The 4,446-nt window shown below is 69.4% G+C and carries 3 protein-coding genes and 1 pseudogene; 1 reads left to right on the top strand and 3 read right to left on the bottom strand.

All coding sequences use genetic code 11. From position 1 onward, the window contains the following. Window positions 1-282: 282 nt before the first annotated feature. Window positions 283-573: pseudogene (locus tag CV1CTNOD_RS27795) on the top strand (MinD/ParA family protein); the annotation flags it as partial. Between the two features lie 672 nt (window positions 574-1,245). Here CV1CTNOD_RS27795 and CV1CTNOD_RS27800 read toward each other — a convergent pair. The 3 genes from CV1CTNOD_RS27800 to CV1CTNOD_RS11070 all read right to left on the bottom strand — a co-directional run bounded on the left by CV1CTNOD_RS27800 (window position 1,246) and on the right by CV1CTNOD_RS11070 (window position 4,282). Next, entirely contained in the window at window positions 1,246-1,617 is a 372-nt protein-coding gene (locus CV1CTNOD_RS27800) for a 4Fe-4S dicluster domain-containing protein (RefSeq protein WP_131786027.1), read from the bottom strand. Beyond that, window positions 1,614-3,212 carry an FAD-dependent oxidoreductase gene (locus CV1CTNOD_RS11065; protein WP_131786029.1) on the bottom strand — a complete coding sequence of 533 codons (1,599 nt, stop codon included), beginning with the start codon at window positions 3,210-3,212 and terminating at the stop codon, window positions 1,614-1,616. The genes CV1CTNOD_RS27800 and CV1CTNOD_RS11065 overlap by 4 nt, the downstream gene beginning before the upstream one ends. 65 nt (window positions 3,213-3,277) lie before the next feature. Beyond that, a complete protein-coding gene (locus CV1CTNOD_RS11070; protein WP_131786028.1) occupies window positions 3,278-4,282 on the bottom strand; it encodes an ABC transporter substrate-binding protein in 1,005 nt (334 codons plus the stop codon). Between the last annotated feature and the right edge of the window lie 164 nt (window positions 4,283-4,446).

A 4,446-nucleotide genomic window follows, 5' to 3' on the forward strand; every position in this document is an offset into this window, starting at 1 on the left:
GACGGGGTGAGTCGGCAGCCGCCTGTCGGTCAACGGCCACCACCCCAGCAGCCGCCTCCCCACCACCCACCGCCAGGAGAAGTCTTTGTACCTGGGCCGGCTTTGGACGGTAACGCGACCCGCACCATGCAGTTGCCACGGCCGCAGCAGCCTCCACGCCCGCCTTCATCACCCGGATCCCCGCAGACCGGTCCCAGCACACCGCAGGTCAGGCACAGGGCCCGGCACGGCGGTCCGGCCGCCGGGCGGGTCGGCCGGGCGCTGCGCCGGCTGGTGGGCTCCATGCTGGGGTACGAGGTCGACCAGGCGGCGCTGATCGCCCGACGCAAGCCGTGGCACGGTGACCCACTCGCCAGGCGGGTCGGTCGGGCGCTACACGAGCTGGTGGGCTCCTCGGTGGCACACGAGGTCGACCAGGCGACGCTGGTCACCCAACGTGTCCAGCAGCCGATCACGACCGGCCGGCGGATCGTGGTCACCAGTATCCGAGGCGGCGCGGGCAAGACTACAGTGTCTGCACTGCTCGGCACCGCGTTCGCGCACTACCGGCACGATCGGGCGCTCATTGTGGAGGCTGATCCGGGGTTGGGCACCCTGCCCGTCCGGCTCGGTGCTCCCGCGGCCCGCTTTCCCCTTGGTGACCTGGCCAGGATTGTTGCCCCTTCGATGCCGTTCGAGCAGATCGCCGAGTACCTGGTCGAGTTGCCCGACGGGTGCTGGCTGGTGCCCGTAGGCCAGACCCAGGTCGATCCGCTGGCCTACCAGTCCGTGGCGGTGACCCTGAACCGGTACTTCGCGATCGCTGTGGTGGACTGCGACACGATGCCGAGCGAGCTGGCCCGCACCGTGCTTGCCGGGGCGCATGCCACGGCTCTGGTGGCGCCGGCCACAGCGGAGGGCGTGGTGACGACACGCAAGATGCTGACCTGGTTCCACCCGGAAGCGCTGGCCAGGACCGTGATCGTCCTGACGGCCACCGCACCCCATGTGGCCGTCAACCTCGACGAGGCGGCCGCGCGCCTGCGGGCCGGGGGCGCGAGCGTGCTGACCATCCCCTACGACCGGCACCTGGCGGCAGGCGGAAAGATCCAGGCGTCGCTGCTCGCGGAAACCACCCGGGAGCGTACGGACCCGGCTGGCCGCCGAGTTGCTCGACCGGGCTGTTCGCAGGTGACGACACGTCCAACGGTGCACCCGTCCCGAGTCGAGTCGAATGCTCCGTGGGGCCGGGGTGGCGTGTCAGGATTACCTGTTTCGGGGCGCGCCGGGAGTTCCACCACCGGTCTCCACGCGCAGCGGTGGCCCGATCGCGAGGCGCGCGCCCGGTGCCCGACCAGCGCCCCAACCAATCTTGTCGCGGTAGCTGCCGAGCAGACCGGTCGCGACCAGATGGGTCTCGTCACGGAGTCGGGATCCCGGCGGGAGCGGGTGTGACGTGGGCGCCACGAACAGTGCGTCAACCGGACAGTACGCCTCGCACATGAAGCAGGTCTGACAGTCGTCCTGCCGGGCGATGACGGGAACGCCGTCATCGCCCCGGTCGAACACATTGGTGGGGCAGGTCCGGATACAGCGGTCACACGTGATGCACCGGTCCTGCGACACGAATTCGATCATGATGCGACCGCCGCGGTCAGCGCGGATTCGGGAGCCACCCAGACCTCGTCAAGGCCTGCGGTAACGAGCCGGTAGTGCTGGGAGTCGTCCAGGTTCGGGAAGTCCTCCCGCTTGTGCATGCCCCGGGATTCGGTTCGGGCCAGGGCCGCGGTGTACATCCAGCGTGCGTGCGCGACCATTGCGGCCGCCTGTCGGGCACGCATCACCCCGTCGGCATGACCGTGCAGGGACTGCCGCAGCCTGGACCAGGTGTCGTCAAGCGCAGCCAGAGCCGGAGCGAGCCGGACGCCGTTGCGCAGGTAGTTCTTCTCGTACGGGTGGACCTCCGCCTGGACGGCGCGAACCACCTCCCGATGCTCGTCGGCCGGGCCGGGAGCACCGGTGGGCCGCAGCCCGGCCCCACCCGCCGGTACGACCGGGCGGCGCTGGGCCGACGGCGACAGCGAACCGGCGTACCGGGCGGCGGCGCGCCCCGCCCACGTCCCGGACGACAGTGCCCATGCCGAATTGTGGCTGCCGCCGCCGGTGAAGCCGCCGCAGATCAGTTCGCGGGTGGCGGCATCCCCCGCCGCGTACAGGCCGGGCACCGTCGTGGAGCAGCCGTCACCGACGATCCGGATGCCACCTGTGCCGCGGACCGTGCCCTCCAACAGCAGCGTCACGGGGAACCTCTGGGTGAACGGGTCGATTCCCATCCGGTCGAAGGGCAGGAAGAAGTTGGGCTGGGCCAGTCGCATCGCCGCTGCCACCTCGGCGTCGGCGTGGTCGAGCTGGCAGAACACCCGCTCCGTCAGCAGCGCACGGGCGATCACCGAACGGCCGCGCTGGCTGCCGGCCCCCTCCAGGACACTGCCGTCCTCGTGGAAGAACGTGGCATAGGTGTAATAGGCGGTCTTGGTGACCGACGTGAACTCGGGTGCGATGGCGTACGCGTTGGAAAACTCCATGCCCGACATCTCGGCACCGGCCTCGGCGGCGAACAGCGCCCCGTCACCGGTGTTCACGTCGCAGCCGAGAGCCCCGCTCAGGAACGCGCAGCCACCGGTTGCCAGGACCACCGCACCGGCCCGGACCCGGAACGCCTCGTCGCGCTGGCGTCGGTATCCGGCGGCACCGGCGACCGTGCCGACGCCGTCAACGAGAAGCTCGCTGACCGGGCTGTGGTCGAGAATGCGTACACCGGCCCGCTGAACCCGGATCCGCATCCGGCGCATGTACTCCGGGCCCTGCAGCCCCCGGCGTATCTGCTGGCCGTCGTCGTCGACCGGGAATGGGTAACGGCCGACGTCCGCCAACTCGTTCATGCCCTCGAATGTCCGGTCGAGGACCCGGGCCATCCACCGCCGGTCGGCGAGATGGCCACCGAGTCCTTCCCTGCTGGCCATGGCCTGCTCGCGCTGTGCCGGGTAAGGGGGTACGTACCAGACCCCCGTGCCGCTGGCGGCGGTCGCGCCGCTGGTGCCGCAGTAGCCCTTGTCCGCGAGGACGACGTCGGCACCGGCGTGGGCGGCCGTGAGCGCAGCCCAGGTGGCCGCGGGGCCACCACCGACGACGAGGACGTCGGTGGTCAGATCGACGCCCTCGTGCGCGGGCATGGCGGGACGGGAGCCGTTGGTGGTGTTCGCGGTCACGCGGACCTCCTCGTGCTGGTGAACCGGGCTCAGGATGGCGAGGTGAGTTGCCAGGACGAGACGTCGACCGTGTTCTTCGCGAGCTTCTCGGCGGAGAGGAACCGCGCGGTCGAGGTGAGCAGGGCAAGACCCTCGGTGGTGAAGGGCTGGGCCGAGTAGGAGCCGAGCGGGTCGATCTCGCGCGCTTCGGCCGCGGACAGGCCCAGCACCCCGGCGTCGAAGGCGTAGTAGGCGTCCGGGTGGGCGGTGATGTCGATGACCGCGGCCGCCCTGGCCTTGTTCCACACCGCGGGCAGGTCGGGATGGGCCGCGATCAGCTTCTCGGTGGCTATCGTTACCGAAGTGCCGTACAGGTCGTGGTGGCTGACGGACGCCTTGTCGATGACGGGAATGCCTTCGGCTGCCAGACGCGGGCCGATCTGCGCCGGAGCCGCATACGCGGCGATGTCGCCACGGACCAGGGCGGCCTGTGCGTTCGGCGTGTAGAGGTTCGAGACGGTGACCTTGTCCCGGATCCCCGCCTGGTTCAGCACGTCGAGCAGATACCGGTACATGTAGCTGCCGACCTGGGTCGCCACGGTCCTGCCGGCAAGGTCCTTGATGCTCGTCGGGCCGCCGCTCTTCTGGGCGAACAGCCAGGTGTCCAGGTTGATGCGGGTCTGGTTCACCAGCCGGGCGTCCAACCCGGCCGCCCTGGCGACGAGGGCGGGTGTATCACCGAGAATGCCGACGTCGACGGAACCACCCAGCATGGCCGCGGCCAGCTTGGGACCGTTGTCGAAGGACACCCACTCGATGTTCGTCACCCCGGCGGGCGTCAGCGCGGTGACCAGTGAACCGTTGTTCTTCGCCCAGCCCTCGGGACCGCCGAGGTTCGATCCGGTCGAGATGAAACCCACCCGCAGTGTGAACGACCGGCGCGGCGTTTCACCACTCGTCGTGGTGGAGCTCCCGCATCCGCTGACGGCCATAACAAGACCGACGACCAGAATCGCGGCGGTCAGCAGCCGATGAACACATGAGCGGTTTCCCACTGTTCTCCTCGTTCTTGTTCTTTTCTGCGGGTATCGGCTCGGCACGGTATCGGCTCGGCACGGTGTCGTCGCCCACTCTCAGGTACCGCTGATATCCGGGAATGGCGACAGCGCCCCTTTCGCGACAGTAACTGGTCAGGTCTCGTAGATCGTTTGTTCTGGGT

This window comes from Protofrankia symbiont of Coriaria ruscifolia (assembly GCF_900634745.1).
Taxonomy (GTDB): domain Bacteria; phylum Actinomycetota; class Actinomycetes; order Frankiales; family Frankiaceae; genus Protofrankia; species Protofrankia californiensis.

What these genes read in the sequence shown, in the direction of transcription:
- CV1CTNOD_RS27800 (WP_131786027.1), bottom strand. Translation starts at nt 1,617, where the DNA reads ATGATCGAATTCGTGTCGCAGGACCGGTGCATCACGTGTGACCGCTGT.
- CV1CTNOD_RS11065 (WP_131786029.1), bottom strand. Translation starts at nt 3,212, where the DNA reads ATGCCCGCGCACGAGGGCGTCGATCTGACCACCGACGTCCTCGTCGTC.